General features: G+C 44.3%; 20 protein-coding genes and 1 pseudogene. 7 read left to right on the plus strand and 14 right to left on the minus strand.

Going from position 1 to position 19,402, the window contains the following annotated elements:
- Positions 1-138: 138 nt before the first annotated feature.
- The 5 genes from mreB to I1H34_RS27310 all read right to left on the minus strand — a co-directional run bounded on the left by mreB (position 139) and on the right by I1H34_RS27310 (position 3,892).
- Entirely contained in the window at positions 139-1,170 is a 1,032-nt protein-coding gene (gene mreB / locus I1H34_RS27290) for a rod shape-determining protein (protein WP_212666520.1), read from the minus strand.
- A 3-nt stretch (positions 1,171-1,173) separates the two neighbouring features.
- Positions 1,174-1,809, minus strand: a complete 636-nt coding sequence (locus tag I1H34_RS27295) for a pentapeptide repeat-containing protein (RefSeq protein WP_212666521.1) — start codon at positions 1,807-1,809, stop codon at positions 1,174-1,176.
- Positions 1,810-1,952: 143 nt separating this feature from the next.
- The gene (locus I1H34_RS27300; RefSeq protein WP_212666522.1) at positions 1,953-2,531 is read right to left on the minus strand and encodes a hypothetical protein; all 579 of its coding nucleotides are present in this window, start codon (positions 2,529-2,531) and stop codon (positions 1,953-1,955) included.
- 35 nt (positions 2,532-2,566) lie between these two features.
- Positions 2,567-3,229: a hypothetical protein gene (locus I1H34_RS27305; protein ID WP_212666523.1), complete on the minus strand. Its 663-nt coding sequence runs from the start codon at positions 3,227-3,229 to the stop codon at positions 2,567-2,569.
- Between the two features lie 63 nt (positions 3,230-3,292).
- Positions 3,293-3,892 carry a hypothetical protein gene (locus I1H34_RS27310; RefSeq protein WP_212666524.1) on the minus strand — a complete coding sequence of 200 codons (600 nt, stop codon included), beginning with the start codon at positions 3,890-3,892 and terminating at the stop codon, positions 3,293-3,295.
- Between the two features lie 318 nt (positions 3,893-4,210).
- On the opposite strand from I1H34_RS27310, the gene I1H34_RS27315 reads away from it, so the two are divergent.
- The 4 genes from I1H34_RS27315 to I1H34_RS27330 all read left to right on the plus strand — a co-directional run bounded on the left by I1H34_RS27315 (position 4,211) and on the right by I1H34_RS27330 (position 7,963).
- Entirely contained in the window at positions 4,211-5,437 is a 1,227-nt protein-coding gene (locus I1H34_RS27315) for an RNA-guided endonuclease InsQ/TnpB family protein (protein ID WP_212666525.1), read from the plus strand.
- A gap of 155 nt (positions 5,438-5,592) precedes the next feature.
- Positions 5,593-6,051, plus strand: coding sequence for an ATP-dependent zinc protease family protein (locus I1H34_RS27320; protein WP_212666526.1), 459 nt, complete (start codon positions 5,593-5,595; stop codon positions 6,049-6,051).
- 16 nt (positions 6,052-6,067) lie between these two features.
- On the plus strand, positions 6,068-6,973 hold the full coding sequence (gene rimK, locus I1H34_RS27325) for a 30S ribosomal protein S6--L-glutamate ligase (RefSeq protein ID WP_212666527.1): 906 nt from the start codon (positions 6,068-6,070) through the stop codon (positions 6,971-6,973).
- A gap of 30 nt (positions 6,974-7,003) precedes the next feature.
- Positions 7,004-7,963: a succinylglutamate desuccinylase/aspartoacylase family protein gene (locus tag I1H34_RS27330; protein ID WP_212666528.1), complete on the plus strand. Its 960-nt coding sequence runs from the start codon at positions 7,004-7,006 to the stop codon at positions 7,961-7,963.
- A 311-nt stretch (positions 7,964-8,274) separates the two neighbouring features.
- Here I1H34_RS27330 and I1H34_RS27335 read toward each other — a convergent pair whose 3' ends face one another.
- The 5 genes from I1H34_RS27335 to I1H34_RS27355 all read right to left on the minus strand — a co-directional run bounded on the left by I1H34_RS27335 (position 8,275) and on the right by I1H34_RS27355 (position 11,781).
- A complete protein-coding gene (locus tag I1H34_RS27335) occupies positions 8,275-8,520 on the minus strand; it encodes a DUF1830 domain-containing protein (RefSeq protein WP_212666529.1) in 246 nt (81 codons plus the stop codon).
- Complete coding sequence (locus I1H34_RS27340) at positions 8,520-8,801, minus strand: hypothetical protein (protein WP_212666530.1); 282 nt, start codon at positions 8,799-8,801, stop codon at positions 8,520-8,522. Before I1H34_RS27340 ends, I1H34_RS27335 begins: the two co-directional genes overlap by 1 nt.
- Before the next feature lie 270 nt (positions 8,802-9,071).
- A complete protein-coding gene (locus I1H34_RS27345; RefSeq protein ID WP_212666531.1) occupies positions 9,072-9,968 on the minus strand; it encodes a mechanosensitive ion channel family protein in 897 nt (298 codons plus the stop codon).
- Between the two features lie 2 nt (positions 9,969-9,970).
- On the minus strand, positions 9,971-10,972 hold the full coding sequence (locus tag I1H34_RS27350) for a sensor histidine kinase (protein WP_315874898.1): 1,002 nt from the start codon (positions 10,970-10,972) through the stop codon (positions 9,971-9,973).
- 95 nt (positions 10,973-11,067) lie between these two features.
- Positions 11,068-11,781, minus strand: coding sequence for a response regulator transcription factor (locus tag I1H34_RS27355; RefSeq protein WP_212666532.1), 714 nt, complete (start codon positions 11,779-11,781; stop codon positions 11,068-11,070).
- Between the two features lie 251 nt (positions 11,782-12,032).
- Between I1H34_RS27355 and I1H34_RS27360 the strand changes: the two genes are divergently transcribed.
- Positions 12,033-12,380 carry a hypothetical protein gene (locus I1H34_RS27360; protein ID WP_212666533.1) on the plus strand — a complete coding sequence of 116 codons (348 nt, stop codon included), beginning with the start codon at positions 12,033-12,035 and terminating at the stop codon, positions 12,378-12,380.
- A 296-nt stretch (positions 12,381-12,676) separates the two neighbouring features.
- The gene (locus I1H34_RS27365) at positions 12,677-13,903 is read left to right on the plus strand and encodes an RNA-guided endonuclease InsQ/TnpB family protein (protein WP_212666525.1); all 1,227 of its coding nucleotides are present in this window, start codon (positions 12,677-12,679) and stop codon (positions 13,901-13,903) included.
- A 193-nt stretch (positions 13,904-14,096) separates the two neighbouring features.
- Here the strand turns inward: I1H34_RS27365 and I1H34_RS27370 are convergent, their stop codons facing one another.
- Positions 14,097-14,666, minus strand: coding sequence for a PRC-barrel domain-containing protein (locus I1H34_RS27370; protein WP_212666534.1), 570 nt, complete (start codon positions 14,664-14,666; stop codon positions 14,097-14,099).
- A 290-nt stretch (positions 14,667-14,956) separates the two neighbouring features.
- Here I1H34_RS27370 and I1H34_RS27375 point away from each other — a divergent pair, with 290 nt between their 5' ends.
- On the plus strand, positions 14,957-15,523 hold the full coding sequence (locus I1H34_RS27375) for a PRC-barrel domain-containing protein (RefSeq protein ID WP_212666535.1): 567 nt from the start codon (positions 14,957-14,959) through the stop codon (positions 15,521-15,523).
- 198 nt (positions 15,524-15,721) lie between these two features.
- On the opposite strand, the gene I1H34_RS27380 is transcribed toward I1H34_RS27375, so the two are convergent.
- The 3 genes and pseudogenes from I1H34_RS27380 to I1H34_RS27390 all read right to left on the minus strand — a co-directional run bounded on the left by I1H34_RS27380 (position 15,722) and on the right by I1H34_RS27390 (position 19,401).
- Positions 15,722-16,225, minus strand: coding sequence for an Hsp20/alpha crystallin family protein (locus I1H34_RS27380; RefSeq protein ID WP_212666536.1), 504 nt, complete (start codon positions 16,223-16,225; stop codon positions 15,722-15,724).
- 429 nt (positions 16,226-16,654) lie between these two features.
- Positions 16,655-17,161: pseudogene (locus I1H34_RS27385) on the minus strand (IS200/IS605 family accessory protein TnpB-related protein); the annotation flags it as partial.
- A gap of 125 nt (positions 17,162-17,286) precedes the next feature.
- Positions 17,287-19,401: a cation:proton antiporter domain-containing protein gene (locus I1H34_RS27390; RefSeq protein ID WP_212666537.1), complete on the minus strand. Its 2,115-nt coding sequence runs from the start codon at positions 19,399-19,401 to the stop codon at positions 17,287-17,289.
- Position 19,402: the final 1 nt, after the last annotated feature.

Below are 19,402 nucleotides of genomic sequence, written 5' to 3' on the forward strand. Positions count from 1 at the left end.
AAGAGAAGGCCGACATCGTCTAAATGGACTTTTTTATAGCATCCTCATCATCCACTTGACTTAAGCCATAGGGATGATCTTTTTTCTTACTGATCAGAAGGGGGCTCACCTACTAATCAATGTGGTCAGAATTGACCATCAATCAGCTGACGAAATAAATACTCTGTCCCATCTCTGTCGGTCTTCGAGAATCTTCCCAATCCCTAAAGCCACACAATCCAATGGCTTAGGGGCCACATGCACAAAAATTCCTGTTTCCTGGCTGATTAACCGATCAAGTCCTCTCAATAAAGCTCCACCGCCACATAGCATTATTCCATTGGTATAGATATCTGAGACTAGTTCCGGTGACAGCTTTTCTAAAGTTTGCTGGACGGTATTAACAATCAATGCAAATTCCTTTTGCAGCATGTCACGCACTTGTGATCCCTCCAAGTTCAGCTGCTTTGGTAAGCCAGATTGTGAGCTACGGCCCCCCACTTCCATCTCTTCTATATCCCACTGTGGATGGATGAGGGCAGAACCCAATTTGTGTTTGATCGCTTGAGCTGTTTGCAGTCCAATTAATAGACCATAGTTGCGTTTAAGGGATTGGCGAATCGTATCATCCATATGAGTTCCCGCGACTCGGATAGATTGACTATTCACGACACCAAATAAGCTGATAACCGCAACTTCAGTTGTACCCCCACCAATATCAACAATCATATTTCCAAGCGGTTTATCGATGGGCAGGTCTGCACCGATGGCTGCAGCGATCGCTTCATCAATAATTGAGATGTCTTTTGCACCAGCTTGTTCAGCTATATCTTGAAGAGCCCGTCGTTCAATATTTGTGGCTCCGTTTGGAATCGCCAAGGTCAAACGAGGAGGAAAAAGTGGCTTGCGTCCTAATCCTTGATCTAAAACCTGTTGCAATAACTGAAAGGCAACGTCTATGTCCGTAATGACGCCTTCGCGCAGTGGGTAGCTGACTATAACGTTAGCTGGCTGTCGCCCCTCTAAGAGTTGGGCTTGATGTCCGCAAGCTAAGATCGACTGGTTTTCTGAGTCCCTAGCAATAACAGTAGGTTGGCGGATGACAATACCTTTTCCCCTGACGTACACCAACGTATTAGCCGTTCCCAAATCTATGCCAATATCGGGGGAGAAAACTCCTAATAATCCCACCCGTTATTTCTCCATGGGCATGAGATCTTTAAGTTCAGCCCCATCCAAAATTGCTAAATTTAGATCACTGCCCGCAATATCCGTATGGATCAGTTGTGCCTCACTCAAGTCTGTTCCTGTCAGCGTTACATCGACTAAATGGGTGTAGTGAAGTTTGGCTCTATATAGAATGGCATTTGCTAAGTTTGCACCATTCAAGACCGCCTTTTGCAAATTCGCTTCTCTAAGATTTGCTCCCGTTAAGTCTGCCCGATCTAACGCGACAGAAACCAAACTAGTCCTGATTAAGATGGCATTATGAAGCTGAGCCTCAATGAGATTCGCTTGGGTTAAGATGGCATCAGTCAAATTAGCCCCAGTGAGATGGGCATTATTAAGGTCAGCTTTCTCCATCTGAGCACCCGTTAGATTGGCCTCAGTCAGATTAGCCTCGCTCAGGTCCACTCCTCGTAAATCGGCCTGACAAAATAGGGTTTTGATAAGTCGCTTGCCAGCAAAACTGACACCTCGTAAATCAGCGCCTCTAAAATCCACACCGCTCAAGTCCATATCCTGAGTATGGTCAAGGTGTCGAGGTTTTAAATCACAAGCCATTGCATCATCGTTATCTTTTGGATGCGATTGGTTCCGCGTACCCATAATTGAACCTTTGAATATTATTTATTGCACCTTTGATCTAGCAGCTATCAGGATGTTTTAGGATAATGCGTTTACCCCTTCTAGACTCCAATTCGCGAAAGGCCAAAAATCAAGATAGCTGAGCGTAGAGTCATTACCTCTAGCTAGGGTGATACCTTCGGCTGAGCTGAAGATTCAGGTTCAGAAGAAGACGGCTGAGACTGAATCTCTGGTGTTGGGTTGGACTGACGGTTCCGAATATCTGAACTGCCATTAGAACCATTAAGGTTCTGAATATCCGTGGATAAACGCTTGACTTGTTGAACCACTTTTTGAAGCTGTTCTTGGTTATTCTGAACTTCTTCTGTCAAAGTGGATGAATCAAATTTCTTCAAGGACTTAACATCCTGCTCCAGAGCTTCAATTCTGGGCTCAATCACAGTTTCAGACAGGTCTGCATTGATATTGGATGTTTGGGGCTCCTGTTCAAAGGACAGTACACGAATAGCTAACCAGGCTGACACACCACCTAAGATCATTACAAAAGCAATCAGCATGCCGATGATAAAATTTGACCGACTTCGTAACCGCTCTGTCTCGATTTGAACTCCCGTCAGATCATTTTGTACACTCCGTTTCAAATCCTGAGAAATTTGAGCAAGGGATTCATGAGTTAGGAGGTTTGGATTTCCTTGGGGGATATTGCCCGGTTGAGGAGCTTGTGGTTCTGAAAAATTAGTCATGGTGTTAATTCTCCATACTGAAGATGAGTTGGAAATCAGTTTGCAATCAGATTTGTAGTTTTAGGTCGTAAAGATGTGTCAGCACGGTTGAACTGATTAGCATCGAAATTTAGATCTAGATGAAGATTGTGCAAAAAAAGACTCATGTTTGATTCAACGGGTGAAGTTGCAAAGCCGACTGTTACTGGAAGACGATCTTGCCTGGATTTTCGTGGATCAACGGTCAGCTCAATCAAGAATCTATCCCCCTTATAGATCAGTTCAGCTGCAGAGAAGTCCAACAATTCAGGGAAATACTTCTGATGTTCTGAGACTACGCACTGATACTGGAGAATTTCACCTGTATTAGCCTCAAAGTAATAGTCGATAAGGGTACCTAGTCGACTACCAGAGTGGGTCCAGACTTCATTGCCTAATTGGTAATGAATAGATGATTTGGGCTGGAAAATCAGTGCTGTACTTTCAGAGACATCTAACCAAGCCCTTTCAGGACTTACCGCTACCACCTGTTCCCAGGGCAGAGATCCTTGCTCATCTTTATTCAATAACGTTTTATACGTTAACCCTAAGACTTGGTGCAGTTGCTTATCCAGCCAGATTTGATGCACTGTTCCCAAGAGTTGCCCCGTATGACAATCCCATACTGGACAATCAATGAGTTGGCTGAATTGGATGAGGGGATAGGTAGAAAGGCGCATGGTTATTCACTGGGTAAATAGGATGGTTATGATGCCAAGTTTGGCTCGATCAACAGTCGATCATTACTCAACGCTGCTGAAATTCTGAGCTGTAATAGGTGACGCGGTGGGTAAGGAAGAAGGAGAGTTTCTAGATAAAACAGTATGACTAGCGATCAAGAGGCTTCCTGTGATGCTCAAAGCTCCACAAAGCAAGCCTGTTCGCCACCGCAGTTGGGATCTGAGATTTTGGACTTCCATTGAGCATTGATCCGGTACAAGGCTAGCTGAAGGGACGACTGTAACCTCTAGGGCTGATTGGCCAGCTGCCTGGGTTGTGGACTGGAACATGACTTGTTCATGTAGCCAATCTGTAATTAATTGTGGGCAATGATGCTGGAACCATCGGAAACCGACAAACCTAAAGATAGGCTTAGATTGAGTTGCAACCGCTCTGCTAATCCGATTGAGTGATCTTATGGTCACTTTTTGATTGATGAGGTTGGTTGAACCGATGTCATACAGCCGATCCAAGATCAACTTAACCGTGGTAGATTCATGCCGCATAAGCTGTTCTAGCAACAATGATATTTCATCTACTGATTGTTGCTCTGCTGGGTTAACTTGATTCAGCGAGTTTGCTGCAGTAGTGGGAGATTCAGTGGGGGTAAAGCGTTTCAACATCAGTTTGAAATAACGCAATAACCTTATTTAATGCTGAATCTTTCCCCTTGAAATCGACCATATGTCTAAAAATATGGATTTACTTCATCCATAAGGACTAGTCCATAGAGATGTTGACGGACGAGTAACTATGTACGAAGGTATGGAGGCACAAATCAAGATAAATCAACACTTTCAATACTCATCACACAAGATGATGAGCTTATTTATTATCTAGAAAATGTGCGTGAAGACTCCAACTATACGAATGTTAGTTGGAGATGTGTATAGCACTCCATTCCAAGCATATTGTTATGCCGAACATGCTAGTTTAATAGTATGATTGTACTAGAGTTTAAAGCAAGAACCAGTCAGCATCAAACAAGTGCGATTGATGAAGCCATCAGGACAGCTCAATTCATTCGTAATAAGTGCTTGCGCTTTTGGATGGATAACAAAGGTACAGGCAAATACGACTTAAACAAGTTTTGTAGAGTTCTTGCTAATGATTTTCCTTTTGCTAAGCAACTCAACTCAATGGCTCGGCAGGCAAGTGCTGAAAGAGCTTGGAGTTCAATCAGTCGCTTCTATGAGAATTGCAAACAGGGTATAAAGCCCGTTGGCTTTCCAAGGTTTAAGAAGCATTCTCGGTCAGTGGAATACAAAACCTCTGGGTGGAAGCTTCTGAGTCCTAAAAAGATTAAATTCACTGACGGTTTTAATATTGGTGAGCTGCGTTTAATCGGGACTTATGACTTAGCAAGCTATGACGAGAGTCAAATCAAGCGAGTCAGGTTAGTTCGTAGAGCAGATGGCTACTATGTGCAATTCTGCATCAGCGTTGATGTCAAAATTGAGCTAGAACCCACCGGCAACACCATTGGCTTAGATGTGGGCTTAGAGTCCTTCTACACCGATAGCAACGGCTACAAAGAACCTCCTGAAAAGTTTTATCGCAGTTCTCAAAAGAAACGTCATCGGTTACAAAAACGATTGAGCAGGACTCAAAAAAGTTCAGCGAATCGGCATAAAGCTATTCATCGCCTAGCCAGACATGAATTAAAAGTCTCACGGCAGCGTAAAGAAAGGGCTAAGAGACTGGCCCTTTGCGTGATCCAATCTAACGATTTGGTTGTTTATGAGAACTTGAGGATTCGCAATATGGTGAAGAACCACTGTCTGGCTCAGTCGATCCATGATGCAGGCTGGTATCAGTTCAGACAGTGGCTGGAGTACTTTGGGAAAAAGTATGGCAAGGTCACCGTGGCTGTGGAACCTGCATACACCTCTCAAGAATGTTCTGATTGTGGTGTACTCGTTAAAAAGTCTTTGTCTACTCGAACTCATGTTTGTGCATGTGGCTGCAAGTTAGACAGGGATGAGAATGCAGCCATCAATATCTTGAGAAAAGGAATCGCTACCACAGGGCATGTGGGAAGCGGGCTACTCGATAGTCAAAACGCTTCTGGAGATGAGGCCGCTACTGTGTTGAACTCAGGTTTAATGCAGCAAGTCACGTCGCTGAAAGAAGAATCTCCTGCTATACCCGTAGGGTTAGCGGGATGAGTGTCAATCAATTCAATTTCACTTAATTGAATAAAGGGTAGATCTGAATAACTTATATTGATCAATATGCTTCATCTCACAAACGGCTAACTGTTTAGGGAAGAAACCCTTGTCAAGGCCATCACAAAAGAGTTTATAATCTCGGAGAATATCTGATGACTGCTTCTTCGTCTCAAGTGATATTACCTATCATTGGCTGGCGCGAATGGGTATCGTTTCCAGAACTAGGAATTCCACAAGTCAAAGCCAAAATCGATACGGGGGCTCGTTCATCCGCTTTACATGCATTTGAAATAGAGCGATTTCAACAGAACGGTAAATCAATGCTACGGTTCAAAATTCATCCTATTCAAAAAGATGAAACCACAATTGTTACAGTTATTGCTGAGCTGTTAGAAGTAAGACAAGTCCGTGATTCCGGAGGGCATACTGAATTGCGTCCAGTCATTCTCACGGAAGTCGCTCTCTCCAATTACTCCTGGAAAGTAGAGGTCACCCTGACTGATCGCAGCTCTATGGGGTTTCGGATGTTGTTGGGGCGGCAGGCTGTTCGTCAGCGTTTTGTCATTGATGTGGGGCAGTCCTATATCCAAAATTCAGCCCCTGAAAATTGATGTATTCAGAATAACTATGAAAATTGCTATCCTCTCCCAGCAGAAATCCCTCTATTCAACTCGGCGGCTTTTAGACGCGGGTGAAGCGAAGGGGCATGAAGTACATGTCATCAATTATCTGCGATGCTACATGAATATCACAGCTCATAAGCCTAAGGTTATCTATCAAGGAGATTCGCTGGAAGGCTACGATGCGATTATTCCTCGAATTGGGGCTTCTAAAACTTTTTACGGTACGGCTGTAGTCAGACAATTTGAAGTTATGGGGGTTTTCTCGGCCAATGAATCCCAGGCAATCTCGCGATCTAGAGATAAACTTCGCTGTCTGCAAATTTTGTCACAAAAAGGGATTGGTCTACCAGTGACAGGATTTGCCAATTCCTCAAAAGATATTGACGGATTGATTGAAAGTGTCGGTGGGGCTCCATTAGTAATCAAGCTACTAGAAGGTACTCAGGGAATTGGAGTGGTTTTGACAGAGACACATCAAGCGGCAAAGTCTGTCATTGAAGCGTTTCGGGGTCTGGATGCCAATATCTTGGTACAGGAATTTATCAAAGAAGCGGGGGGTATGGACATACGGTGTTTTGTCGTGGGAGATCGGATCATCGCTGCTATGAAACGGCAAGGTGCTCCTGGTGAGTTCCGCTCCAATATCCATCGAGGCGGTAGTGCTACTCAAATCAAGCTAACACCAGAAGAACGAAGCACTGCAATTCGTGCTTCAAAAGCAATGGGTTTGCGGGTTGCTGGGGTTGATTTACTGCGTTCCAATCACGGCCCAGTCATCATGGAAGTTAATTCTTCTCCTGGTTTAGAAGGAATTGAAACGGCAACAGAGATCGATGTTGCAGGTAAGGTCATCGAATTTTTAGAAAAGAATGCGGGACCAGGTAAGACCCGCGATCGCATTAAATATTAACCTTCACAAATAGTACAAAAATAAAACTATATGACCCCCATCACCGTCGGTGGTATTACAGTGGCCCCTGGCACTGAGCAACGCATCGAGTTGCCAATCGCTCGCCTTCCCACTCAGACCATGTTGTCCTTACCCGTTCATGTGATCAATGGTCATAGTGATGGTCCACACCTATGGCTCAGTGCAGCAATTCATGGGGATGAACTGAATGGCGTGGAAATTATTCGCCAAGTCTTGGAGCAGGTTAAGCCCAACAAGTTACAGGGAGCCTTGTTAGCCGTCCCCATTGTCAATATATTTGGCTTTATTGAGCAATCCCGGTACCTTCCCGATCGCCGGGATCTCAATCGGTCATTTCCAGGCTCTGCTAAAGGATCATTAGCTGGCCGGATAGCCCACCTATTTATGAAAGAAATAGTAAGCCATTGTAGCCATGGCATTGATCTTCATACTGCATCCAATCATCGGGTTAATTTGCCCCAAATTCGGGCCAATCTAGATGATTCAGAAACTTATCGATGTGCTCAGGCTTTTGGTGCACCTGCCATCATCCACGCCAACACTCGGGATGGGTCTTTACGGCAAGCTGCTGCAAAGCAAGGTATTTCCGTTTTGCTATATGAGTCAGGAGAAGCCCTTCGATTTGACCAAGAGGCTATCAAGGTCGGTGTTGAAGGAGTATTACAGGTGATGTCAGTGTTGAAGATGTTGGATTCCGACTCCACAAACACGCAGGGCACAACACCACAAGAGTCCCGAGATACCAAATGGGTCAGAGCCTCTCAAAGTGGAATTCTACATTTGCAGATAGAGTTGGGACAAGCAGTTAGCAAACGCCAAAAAATTGGCTATATTGCTGATGCATTAGGTGATACTAACAAAAGGGTTCAGTCTCCCTGTGATGGGATGGTCATTGGCTTTACAAAAAACCCTTTAGTCAACCAAGGAGATGGGATCGTTCATATAGCCGCTGGCTCCTTTAGAAATTGAACCCAATAGCTGAAGGCCATCACCAATTGATTCAACTGGTTTGGGCAGTCTCCAATTCAAGCAGAATAAGCAACAGAATTTCTTAGCATGAATTTTACACTAGACCTCTAGTAAATTGGATTTGCGTATGGTATCGAGCCTGATGTTCTTCCTATTCAGTGTCATACCTGATGAATTACAAAACAGCCCAAAAGCTGAGTGCAAAGGACTTCAAGCGATGAAGTGGAGTCTACTAGCAAACCTTCAAACGCATGCTCCACGCATGGCACACCCACGTCATTGATATACGACTTAATATCCCTTCATCTATCTCAAATAAATAGCTGAGTGCAAGGAAAGCGATCGCTAAGCATTGCACTCATGGGGCTACCTGTATAAACTTCGATCTGGGCAGTTGGTGGAGTCTCAAAGAGGAGTTGTTGACCAGGAAAGACAGCCCGCTCAAAATAAAAGTAAGGAATATTGACAATCCGTAAAACCTGAAAGTGAGCGGTTTGGTTGACGTAGCAACAACAGCGTTGTGCCAAAGTAGTTGGGCGCTTCTCAACAGCAAGCATTATTCGCTTATCCTTAAAGGTACCGAATCTCTTACAGCTGCGTTGGTGATGACTTGGTTCTCTTGGACTACCGAAGTATCCAGAGCGAGGGGATTTTCTATTTCTGGAGTTATAGCCGACATTGCAGAATTTATCATCCCTAAATGACTGAGGCCAGAGACACCAAGAGGGCTAAAGCCAACCCTCGCTAAGGCTAAAAATGTTTGTTCTAAAGAGATAAATGGGTTCATCGCAACAAGATAACGCAGCCATAGTAAGAGGATACTCATTGAATGTTTCATATCTGTGTCATCCAGATATCAATGATGCTGGAATTACCTTTGGTGGTTTGATATGCTCCCGTGACAGATTAGACATGGAGATGCCACAACAGCTCGATAAGCTTATTGATGATATCTTCCCGAGTGGGATTGGAGTTCACATTGCTAACAGTTTTATCCCTCTTATCTAATACAGCCACCATTGGTTTATTAGTGACAATGAGCCTTAACGTCATTACGCTGTTATTCCCGGTTCATTCCCATCCTGAACCAGATCACAAAGCTCATAAATCATAAAGTTTTATCGTCAGAATGAACGGTTGCGATCAACCGCTGAGTTGGATAGGCAAAGGAAATTTGATCCTCTTGGGCAAAAGATTGCAAAATATCTTCCCAGATAGCCTCCTGGGTTCCACGCCGTTGACGGGGTTCGCAGAGATAGCGAATTGTTAGTAGAATGCCGCTTTCCTCGACAGATGTATAGACCGTGGGTGTCAGTTTGGAATAGAAGATCATATACTTTTGGGCCGCCTGTTTAAGTTGGGATTGGGCGGCTTCGCTTAGATGTTCAGCATGGCGGTTAGCAATGACCAACAAAATACCTTTGGCTTTCTTCCAATCACTTTCAAAATTTATCAAGACAGGCACTTCATTCCATAGGTGTTGAAACCCTTGTGAATAATTGGCAACAGATTCCTGAAAAATTTTACCGTTCGGGACGTGGACGACTCGGCCCGTACTTTGATCCGCGGCCACCCAATTGCCAATCTCCATAAGCGTAAATTGAAAAATACCGACATCAATCACGTCTCCAGCTTGATCTCCAATTTGGATGCGATCTCCCACCCGTAGAGGCTGCCGAGAGAGAATGAACACCCACCCCACAAAATCTACTAGGGGTTCTTTCAAGGCCACTGCCACACCCGCTGTCACGATACCAAGAAAAGTCGAGATATCCTGGAGTTCAGGAATCCAGGGACGTCCCACAACTAAAACGGTAATTCCAGAACTGACGTAGCTAACCCACTTTCGCCATCCATACAGGATGCGCGGATCACTAATACGACGATTGAGGAGACGGAGAGCAAACCATCTGAGACTGATGACAAAAATTAAGCCCAAGAGAGATGTAATAAGCTTTGTCTGCAACTCTGGCTCTACGCCCAGCAGGGTATTGATTATATTCATAGTCAGGTTAAAGTAGGCAAAGAAAAGCGGAAGGTACTCCCCACTCCCAATTGACTTTCAGCCACAATTTTCCCGCCTTGTAGCTCTACGAGGCGGCGTGATATTGCGAGTCCAATGCCTGTGTTTCGGGTAGATTGTGCTTTTGATACTTTAGAACGCCAAAACCGCTCAAAAACATGAGGGAGATCATCATCAGAAATCCCTGAACCTGTATCTTGGACCGCAATCCAAACTTCATGGTCTCCCGATGTAACCTGGACAGTAATGGTTCCAGATGTTGTGTGTCGAAGTGCATTACTGAGTAAATTCATCAAGATCTGCTCAGTACGAACCGAATCAGCTAACACAAAAGGAGTATTGGCGGGGAAATCGAGTTGCAGCACTGGTCCATCATCATCCAGTTGAGCTGAAAGGGTTTGAATCAGCCTGTCTACCAGCGGCTTGATAGCCAAAGGCGTTAAATTTAGGGATAAATGTCCAGCTTCTGCTATGGATAGCTCCTGAACATCATTCGTGAGGCGCTCTAGACGCCGCGTTTCTTGGATTAAGAGTTGATACGCCTCTAGATTTGGGGTCAATTTATCTGCTTCCCAAGCTTCTAAATAGCCTCGAATGATCGTTAACGGTGTTCGCAGTTCATGGGTTAAATCTGTGATCAGTTCTCTCCTACGCTGTTCGACATCTTCGAGCTGAATTGCCATCCGGTTGAAGCTGCGGCCAAGGCGATTGAGTTCAGGAATCTCGCTAGCGGGAACACGCTCGTTGAGATCACCCAAAGCGACCTGATGAATAATTTGCTCCATATGAATCAGGGAACGAGTGATCCTACTGGCAACCCAGAAGCTCAAAAATGCGGCAGTGATGCCTCCCACAAGAATTGCCCAGGCAGTACTATGGCTCCAAGCGGCGTCATAGCTTTCTAGCAGAACATCGCGTGCGGTGCGAATGGTGAATCCTTTACCTTCCAGCCGTGCCAGCCGACTCGCAAATACGTTTGCAGACAAGGCTTTACTGATTAATATGAAGCTCAGAAGCGGTATTCCCATCACCAGCAGATGAGAGATCAACAGACGTGATCTCAATCCTATTCTTCTCATCATTAGGTTCCAGGAGTATCTTCAAACCGATACCCGACCCCCTTGACAGTCTTAATAAACGTAGGTTGCGATGGATCAGGTTCAATTTTTTTTCGTAGCCGAGCAATTTGAGTATCCACAACCCTTTCCTCGCCAAAATAATCATCGCCCCAGAGCTTATCAAGCAGCTGCATGCGGTTCCAAACACGGCCAGGAGTACTCGTAAATGTCGCCATCAACTTAAACTCCAACATCGTTAGCTCTAGGAGTTCATCTGTTGATGACATATGTTGATAGGCTCGGTGCTGTTCCATATCAACCGTAAAGTGCTCAGTTCTATAGACTTGAGCAGCCTCAGTTTGTCTCAGACTGCGTCGTAACAACGCTCGGACCCTCGCCACTAGCTCAATGGGGCTAAAAGGTTTGACCAAGTAATCATCAGCACCAGTCGATAATCCAATCACTCGATCAATTTCTTCGCCCTTAGCAGTTAGCATTAATATATAAGGATCTTTGGTGTTAGCCTGTTTGCGAATACGAGTACAGACTTCAAGACCATCCAAACCAGGGAGCTTCAGATCGAGGATGATTAGATCTGGCTGTAATTGTTGATAAAATCGTAGTGCGTCTAATCCATCATGGCAGCTTTGACATGCAAAGTCTTCTTGTTCAAGGAGCTGCTGGATAAATCGAGCGATTTCAATTTCATCTTCAACAATCAAAATAGATGGCTTCATCGTTTATCAATGATTTATTACAGCTCGGTGAGATAGGGCTGGGGTGAAGATTAGCATCTTAAGTCTAAACCTGTTCACACCAATGACATTATTTTTAAACAGACCTGACACGTAGGTTTTATGGCGAGATAAGCCTCATGGTGCTTGCCACCCAATCTGATGCCTGATTGACACTCCACTGAGGTATGTTTGGCACAAACGTTCCATATCGTTAGGGATAACCATGTCACCTACTGCTTAGAAGAGCAGTGATGGCATCTAAGGCACCCAAATATATTATGCGGCACAGTACTTTACTCCATCGTCAGGTTGTTGACTCTATTTCAAGGCAATCCTTAGGGAGAGTCACTGATCTCTGGATTGATCTGCGCCAGCATCGAGTCATCGGCTTTAGCAGTCATGCTGAATATGGGGGCATCAGTCTTCGTTCATATTTCTGGAAGCAGATTGAGGCCATTGAAGCCCAGCAAATTGTGGTGCAATCTCTCCCAACTATCCATCCTCGTCTAATACTGAATATAAATCCTGAAACTGGGATGGCTGTTAAAGACCCACTTGCCTCTTGGAATATGGAACCAACGGGGAGATTGGATGGGTGAGATTATAGATTTTAGATTCGATGCTAACTCAGGAACCATTGACTATTATGTCTGTGCACCTCACTCAAATGTAGCGAAGGAACAACAACTGTTATATCTGTCAGCATCAATATTAGTTGATGGTGGTCAGGGTCGGCTATTTGTACCCGATCAGGTCCTACAACAGATTAAATTTGAAACGGAAGAGTTATCTAGAAAATGTGCGTGAAGACTCCAACTATACGAATGTTAGTTGGAGATGTGTATAGCACTCCATTCCAAGCATATTGTTATGCCGAACATGCTAGTTTAATAGTATGATTGTACTAGAGTTTAAAGCAAGAACCAGTCAGCATCAAACAAGTGCGATTGATGAAGCCATCAGGACAGCTCAATTCATTCGTAATAAGTGCTTGCGCTTTTGGATGGATAACAAAGGTACAGGCAAATACGACTTAAACAAGTTTTGTAGAGTTCTTGCTAATGATTTTCCTTTTGCTAAGCAACTCAACTCAATGGCTCGGCAGGCAAGTGCTGAAAGAGCTTGGAGTTCAATCAGTCGCTTCTATGAGAATTGCAAACAGGGTATAAAGCCCGTTGGCTTTCCAAGGTTTAAGAAGCATTCTCGGTCAGTGGAATACAAAACCTCTGGGTGGAAGCTTCTGAGTCCTAAAAAGATTAAATTCACTGACGGTTTTAATATTGGTGAGCTGCGTTTAATCGGGACTTATGACTTAGCAAGCTATGACGAGAGTCAAATCAAGCGAGTCAGGTTAGTTCGTAGAGCAGATGGCTACTATGTGCAATTCTGCATCAGCGTTGATGTCAAAATTGAGCTAGAACCCACCGGCAACACCATTGGCTTAGATGTGGGCTTAGAGTCCTTCTACACCGATAGCAACGGCTACAAAGAACCTCCTGAAAAGTTTTATCGCAGTTCTCAAAAGAAACGTCATCGGTTACAAAAACGATTGAGCAGGACTCAAAAAAGTTCAGCGAATCGGCATAAAGCTATTCATCGCCTAGCCAGACATGAATTAAAAGTCTCACGGCAGCGTAAAGAAAGGGCTAAGAGACTGGCCCTTTGCGTGATCCAATCTAACGATTTGGTTGTTTATGAGAACTTGAGGATTCGCAATATGGTGAAGAACCACTGTCTGGCTCAGTCGATCCATGATGCAGGCTGGTATCAGTTCAGACAGTGGCTGGAGTACTTTGGGAAAAAGTATGGCAAGGTCACCGTGGCTGTGGAACCTGCATACACCTCTCAAGAATGTTCTGATTGTGGTGTACTCGTTAAAAAGTCTTTGTCTACTCGAACTCATGTTTGTGCATGTGGCTGCAAGTTAGACAGGGATGAGAATGCAGCCATCAATATCTTGAGAAAAGGAATCGCTACCACAGGGCATGTGGGAAGCGGGCTACTCGATAGTCAAAACGCTTCTGGAGATGAGGCCGCTACTGTGTTGAACTCAGGTTTAATGCAGCAAGTCACGTCGCTGAAAGAAGAATCTCCTGCTATACCCGTAGGGTTAGCGGGATGAGTGTCAAACGATCACAATGCTTACCCAAAGCATTTGTCCAAAGTTAGAGTCCTGCAAGTCCCACCCCCTTGCCCTTCTTCCATCCATTAGTTTGTTTTACCCTACTCAAATTAATCGCTATATAGTAGAGGGGGTGGAGTATTCTGTTTGCTAAAGTGGATTGATTTTCCCTACTTTGCCCAGAGATTTCCAACTATGCCAACTCAGCGGTAGGAAAGTTAGCTAAGGTCAACTCGCTGGATACAGGTTCTATCTCCTGCATAAAGTCGTCTATCACTGTCATCCATCCCCGACCAACAGAGAGAATCGAGGTAGGAGGCAGATAGAATCTTTGGGCCGTAAGCCGTCTAAGACTTCTCACTGTAAGAATATAATCCATGACCATCCCAGAGTAGGGATAAATACGACAGTCCGAAATCTTACCCACGAAGTTGCCGGTACTAGTCCAAACCTCATGAGTGATGTGAGTATCTACTACAATCTGCCTTTCTAGCTCAAGATTCGTAGTGACATTTTGATAAGGCGTGGGAATGGTTTTCACTAGAATTCTTTGGGCTTCGAGAGTAGCAATCTGATCCCATGGGAAAGTACAGGGATCGTTGTCCAATACTCCCAAACGGCAAGTGAATCCTATCACTTGGTGATCTTGGTAATTCAGCCAGACTTGGGTGACACGCCCCAATCTTTCAGAAGCAGCTTCATTGGTGACCTGACGGTTGAGCAAACTACTATAAGTGATTAATGCGCCTTCTTGAGTTGACATTGGGCTTTCCCAGTTTTCGAATAGAGTAGTTGGATGATTCCAGTTATGATCTCAAACTTTAAATTATCTATGTGTCATTTTGATGTCAGGTTATTGTCCCTGTCTGTGTCTCCCTATCTAGTGTGATTCTTTGCAATGTTCTTCACCTCCCACTTACTCCAGGCAAAGAGTTTTTTCTCAGCCATCCTCCTGTCACATCTTTGTAATCAAAATGACATGGGCATTCAATAAAATGAGTGGATATTTATCATTGAGAAGCAATTGAATTGTGCTGAGGAAGGAAGCAAATCATGACTAATACCCCACAGTATGTTGTTCAATACTCTTATTTCCTTGGTCGTGAAGTATTGGATGTTAACACGACTAAACCTCTTGGCAGAATCTCAGAAGTGTGGGTTGATTTATCCGATCAAGAAGTGTTGGGATTTAACTGCCGTGCTGGTTTTTGGGATTTCGATCCATGCACCTATCCATTGAGTCAGATTCGGATGCTCAATGATCAGCAAATTGCCGTGGACCCTACTATGGAGTTAAGCCCATCTTTAATGTCCAATCTGTTGTCAGGCAGTTCAGTTATTTCAGGTGATTGTATCAATCATGGGGTTTGGACACAGAGAGGAAAGTGGATCGGTGATGTAAAGGATTACAATTTTGACCTTCGCTCTGGTGAAATTATTAACTATCTATGTACAGAGAAAAGCGAGAACGGAGCGATCAAGCGACAGTTTCCAGTGCCCAACTATAGTGTTGTCAATGCTGGTTTAGGGTGGCTTCAGGTGGATGAGTTCGTATTACCTCTAGGTGATATTGAGATTGAGGAAGTACTGATTTCTAATCACCTATCAATAGTGGGCTAGGCATATTGAATAAGTGAAATCGTCTATTAACCGATTTCACTTATTCATATTGAACTCGTGGCAATATTCCAGGTCAGCGGGACTGCAAACCCAAAATCAGTGGTAACACCAGAAGCGTGGAAAGATCTACTAACCTGTATGATGACAGATAGCAGATCTCCCCGCGCCTAAATTAGGACTTGAATCCAGGGACTTGCGTTAGCTTGCTTCAGAAGTATGGCTAGCTTCTAATGCGGTCTGAGAAGTCTCACTATTATTGTTTTCACTTAAAAAGTTTACTTTGACCACTTTATTCTGTTCTCTTTCAACTTTAGGTAGCGTAAGAATAAGAATGCCTTGGTCAAAAGACGCCTCGACTTTTGTATTTTGAATGGCGACAGGTAGTTTGCTGGCTCGACGGAAGCAACCATAGCTAATGTCTGAGAATAGCCTTTTTGTTTCTTCCTTCAGCTCCTCAGGATGACGTACTCCAAAGATTGAAATAGATTCATGAGTAGCTTGGATGTCTAAGTTCTCTGCTTTTACACCGGGTAAAAAGGTTTTCAGAATTAGAGCGTCACCTCTATCCCATAGATCTATAGTTGGCGTCCAACTTGCATAGGTTTGGGATTCATCAGTATCGAGTATTCCTTCAAAAAGATTATCAATTTGACGGTGAACTGAATCTACTTCTTCAATTGGGTTCCAGTAACGAATCATCATAGGATTTTGACCTCACAATGACTAATAATTATGTAGCGGAAATAACCGCTTTCTTTGTGTTGAATCTAATATGCAATATCTGGCCTTTAGTTGAGAAGCATGAAAACCCCACTTCTCATGTCGAGAAAGCCCTACATGTTGGGAGAATTAAAGGGTCGAAACTGTTGGCAAAATGTTCTGCAATGATCTCATACGGCTGAAATTGGCTTTTAACCGTTTATTCAGTTAGCCTTTTTGAGATTGAGGTATGTTACCTCTCAAACTCAAACTCAATCATTCTCACTCTATGGAAGCTGAAAGCGCAAGGAACCAAGAGATTTTAAAGATTGAGTCTACGAATATGAATTGATCGAATGATAATAATAGATCCAGGCATGTTTTTTTACATTGACACTCCCCGGTCTAAAGACGCGGGGATTCATAGCGCTGCTAAGCTGTAGATCTCAAAGTCCACAGTCTTAACCGCCTAGGCATAGTCAAAGTTATGCCTCTACTGGGTCTGCATTGCATTCCCACTACGTTTGATTTACGACCAATATTCCAGGCCCCATTGCAGTCCGCATTGATGAGAATGCCGTCTGCACTTTTATACAACCCGCGCTTAACCCTCCGTCCCGAAGCTTTCCAACCCTCGGGTTTTTCACCGAATACGGGAATCTCATCAAGATCTAAAGCACTCGCTTGGGAGGTATAGCTTTCCTCTTGTTCAACGAACTCAATTCCTATCTGTTCAGCCATCTGAGCAATCCGATTCTTCAGCTTAGCGGTGGGGATTTGCACAAACTTCTGATTGGTCTTCTTGCCCATATTGGCTTTTTGTTTCTGGCCTTGATTCCAGCCAAAGACAATCGCACCAATATTATTTTCAATACAGTAGTTGATCACCATCCGAGCCGCTTTATTCACAGCATCCCGCATTTGGCGACGGCGCTTATCTAGAAAATGTGCGTGAAGACTCCAACTATACGAATGTTAGTTGGAGTCTTCACGCACATTTTCTAGATAAGCCAACTATACTCATCATTACTTATTAGCTGAGTATTATGTACCAAGGTTTGACTCTACTCTGTGACTATTTTGTGAGTTTGAGATGCAGACTGAGAATGTTCATGCGGTTTTATTTGAGGTTCCCCCACCAAAATGACTGAGCCTGAAAGCTGATTGAGCAAGGGCGTCGTACTAGAACCAAGGCTTAGCCTATTATTGATACGACGGCGTACCGCTCTCAACACCACTAAATCATAGTTCTCCGCAACTTCGGCTATTGCGGAGATGGGGTTGTCTGCTTCCAAAATCTGGGTCTGAATCCGAGCCTCCGTTTCGGGCAAACGCGAAACTAGAATTTCTAGCTGTTTTTGAATACGCGTTTTGTTCAGTGTGGAAGCCCGAGGACTACAAATGTGTAAGAGCGTTATCTTTCCACCATTAACTGCAGTCAATACCTGGGCAACGCGTAAAACTCTGAGCATAGACGGATTGGGAGTCTTAATGGGCACCAAAATGTTGTGAAGCTGAGTTGGGGACACCAGTAACTGAGCCACCACCACCAAAGAATGAGCCATTGCCAGTACATCGTCCTGAATGCTGCCAAGCAGATGTCCGCTGCCCCACGGACGAGGTCCCATTCCCAACACGATCACCTTGGCGTCTTCTTCCCGACCGACGTAGCTGATCGCTTGGGCAATGTCATTCGCAATTCGCATTCGAGGCACAAGAGGAATATTGAACGTTTCATTAATATGTTCTGCAGCTGTTAATCGTTGGCGACAGTGAATGATGGCCTGTTCAAGTTGGGGAGAATCCATCTGGGGTTGAGCTCGGGCAATTGCCAATGGAATCACTCGACCTTGCTCAAATCGAGCAATTAGTGAGGCTAACTCAATCAGATATTGTTCTGTTCTGGGGTTCTGGACGGGCACCACTACAGAAAAAATGTTAGGTATCACTTGTGGCAACCAGTCAAAGGAAATACCTTGATCTAGAGTGGTCTGGGTGGCCAAGCGGCGAGCAAATCGGGTAGTCACTAGAGGCCCCAGGATGCATGTCACCAGCATCATTAAAATAACGCTATTAAAAACCTGAATATTGATGATTTGGGCTTCATATCCAACCAATGCGGCAGCTAAGGTTGCTGCCACCTGGGGAATTGATAAGGACCACATGCTCCAAAACTGGGGCCAGCTATAGCCAAATAACAGCTTAGTTCCTAACGACGCCAAGAATTTAGTGAGAAGCAGTGTCGCCACCACCACTAGCGGTATTTCAATAAAAAGTAAAATACTACCAAAGGCTTTAAGATCAAGCAAGAGACCCATATTGATGAAGAACATGGGAATAAAGAGAACGCTGCCTAGGAACTCCGTTTTCTCTTTAACCGGACCATCGCCAATGATACCGTTAATGGCGAGTCCTGCCAGAAAAGCCCCAATAATGTTTTCAACACCGATGAGCTGTGCAATGACAGCACTGAGAAATACTGACAGCATCACAAATAAGAATTGATTGCCTTCGTCCTGGCCCGTTTTACGGAAAAAGAATCGGCCAAAACGCTTGAGACCTGACAGTATTGCTATCGTATAGAGCGTGAGCGACCCCAGCAGAATAAAAAGCTTGAGGGTAGTGAAGTTACCCTGATTAATCCCAAGACAAATAGCTAGTACGAGCAATGCTCCAATATCCGTAAAGATGGTGGCTCCTACGGTGATTGTGATTGCTTCATCTCCAACAACACCCAAACGCTGGATAATCGGATAGGCCAAGAGAGTGTGTGAAGCCAGTAGGGAGCCAATCAAAACTGCAGCCAGCCAACCATATTGAAACAGCAGCCCTACAGCAATACCCCCCAGCATGGGGATGGCGAAAGTTAGAAATCCAAAGGTAAGAGACCGATTTCGTGTTCGCTGAAATTGCACGAGATCAATTTCTAAACCGGCAACAAACATCAGATAAATCTTGCCGATTTCTGACAGCAACTTTAGGGTCTCAGAATCAGGTTTCAACCAGCCTAGGCCACTACCGCCAAAAATTATACCTGCAACCAAAAGCCCTACCAATCCCGGTAGTTTTAGGCGTTCAAAGATGGGAGGTGTGATGAGAGAAATCGCTAATAGTAGGACAAATGTTGTCACTGGCTCACGCAGGGTTTGAGCCGCAGACTCTACAAGCAGTAAATACATG

Origin of the sequence: Acaryochloris marina S15 (assembly GCF_018336915.1) — a bacterium.
Taxonomy (GTDB): domain Bacteria; phylum Cyanobacteriota; class Cyanobacteriia; order Thermosynechococcales; family Thermosynechococcaceae; genus Acaryochloris; species Acaryochloris marina_A.

Coding starts and splice junctions, on each gene's coding strand:
- I1H34_RS27340 (WP_212666530.1), bottom strand. CDS start 8,801: ATGAAACATTCAATGAGTATCCTCTTACTATGGCTGCGTTATCTTGTT.
- I1H34_RS27360 (WP_212666533.1), top strand. CDS start 12,033: ATGGCATCTAAGGCACCCAAATATATTATGCGGCACAGTACTTTACTC.
- I1H34_RS27330 (WP_212666528.1), top strand. CDS start 7,004: ATGACCCCCATCACCGTCGGTGGTATTACAGTGGCCCCTGGCACTGAG.
- I1H34_RS27390 (WP_212666537.1), bottom strand. CDS start 19,401: ATGTATTTACTGCTTGTAGAGTCTGCGGCTCAAACCCTGCGTGAGCCA.
- rimK (WP_212666527.1), top strand. CDS start 6,068: ATGAAAATTGCTATCCTCTCCCAGCAGAAATCCCTCTATTCAACTCGG.
- I1H34_RS27315 (WP_212666525.1), top strand. CDS start 4,211: ATGATTGTACTAGAGTTTAAAGCAAGAACCAGTCAGCATCAAACAAGT.
- I1H34_RS27380 (WP_212666536.1), bottom strand. CDS start 16,225: ATGATGATTCGTTACTGGAACCCAATTGAAGAAGTAGATTCAGTTCAC.
- I1H34_RS27305 (WP_212666523.1), bottom strand. CDS start 3,229: ATGCGCCTTTCTACCTATCCCCTCATCCAATTCAGCCAACTCATTGAT.
- I1H34_RS27355 (WP_212666532.1), bottom strand. CDS start 11,781: ATGAAGCCATCTATTTTGATTGTTGAAGATGAAATTGAAATCGCTCGA.
- I1H34_RS27335 (WP_212666529.1), bottom strand. CDS start 8,520: ATGCTTGCTGTTGAGAAGCGCCCAACTACTTTGGCACAACGCTGTTGT.
- I1H34_RS27310 (WP_212666524.1), bottom strand. CDS start 3,892: ATGTTGAAACGCTTTACCCCCACTGAATCTCCCACTACTGCAGCAAAC.
- I1H34_RS27295 (WP_212666521.1), bottom strand. CDS start 1,809: ATGGGTACGCGGAACCAATCGCATCCAAAAGATAACGATGATGCAATG.
- I1H34_RS27365 (WP_212666525.1), top strand. CDS start 12,677: ATGATTGTACTAGAGTTTAAAGCAAGAACCAGTCAGCATCAAACAAGT.
- I1H34_RS27375 (WP_212666535.1), top strand. CDS start 14,957: ATGACTAATACCCCACAGTATGTTGTTCAATACTCTTATTTCCTTGGT.
- I1H34_RS27320 (WP_212666526.1), top strand. CDS start 5,593: ATGACTGCTTCTTCGTCTCAAGTGATATTACCTATCATTGGCTGGCGC.
- I1H34_RS27300 (WP_212666522.1), bottom strand. CDS start 2,531: ATGACTAATTTTTCAGAACCACAAGCTCCTCAACCGGGCAATATCCCC.
- I1H34_RS27345 (WP_212666531.1), bottom strand. CDS start 9,968: ATGAATATAATCAATACCCTGCTGGGCGTAGAGCCAGAGTTGCAGACA.
- I1H34_RS27370 (WP_212666534.1), bottom strand. CDS start 14,666: ATGTCAACTCAAGAAGGCGCATTAATCACTTATAGTAGTTTGCTCAAC.